Genomic DNA, 759 nt, shown 5'->3' with positions numbered 1-759 from the left:
TACTCTATTAGTTGACGTTATTGTTGCGTGTGGACAGATTGACTTGAATTAGTGTACGAGTATAATCCTGTTGAACACCTTGTTGATTACAAACTGTTAATTGTGATAATTAAAGCTGGTTTTTAGTGACTTCATTAGTGTCTTGTATTTTGTTTTCCACTGTACCGTACGACGATCAAGGAGACCGTCGTAACAATATGTTTCCGTTACAAGTTGACGTGTGCTTACAAAAGGGTACAAAGGGTAAATTTTTTACTATTTAGTATTTATGACAATTAAGTTTCTCTTTCGTTAATCACAACTATTATGAACTTCATGCGTGATAAAACCGAATCCTATATGTTATGATGTAGATAGATAATAAACATTACAAGCTTGTAGTATTTCGTGTATTAAAACGATATAGGCCCTATTACTGTCAGGCATGATAACCTAAACTCTATTTCTTTCTTAAAACTACAGTATTCAATTGTGTTTATTCGTGTACTTTTCCCGACCTTATGAAAAATTTAACATCAGAGTTTCCTTTCCTGCGCTAATATTAATTAATGCGATAGTGTTCTGTGACCAAATACATTCGCTTGGTAATCATTTATATACCAGTAGCTTTCCTTGGAATACCTTTTTCATATTTACAATACAAACATATGGAAGTAACAACGTTTGTGATTGTGTTAATCTTATCTCATTTAAGCAGTAAAGTTGAACCATCTTACATATAACATCAACCTCACCAGCCAATACATCTCCTGGAGCACC

Annotated in this window: 1 protein-coding gene; it reads right to left on the bottom strand. The window is 33.2% G+C overall.

Going from position 1 to position 759, the window contains the following annotated elements; all coding sequences use genetic code 4:
* Nucleotides 1-498 precede the first annotated feature (498 nt).
* On the bottom strand, nt 499-759 hold a 261-nt coding region (locus MAGTDC_RS03690), incomplete at its 5' end, for a hypothetical protein (protein ID WP_146657095.1).

Source organism: Candidatus Hodgkinia cicadicola, assembly GCF_002774925.1.
The sequence above is the reverse complement of the archived record's forward strand: the minus strand, read 5'-3'. Positions and strand labels throughout refer to the sequence as shown.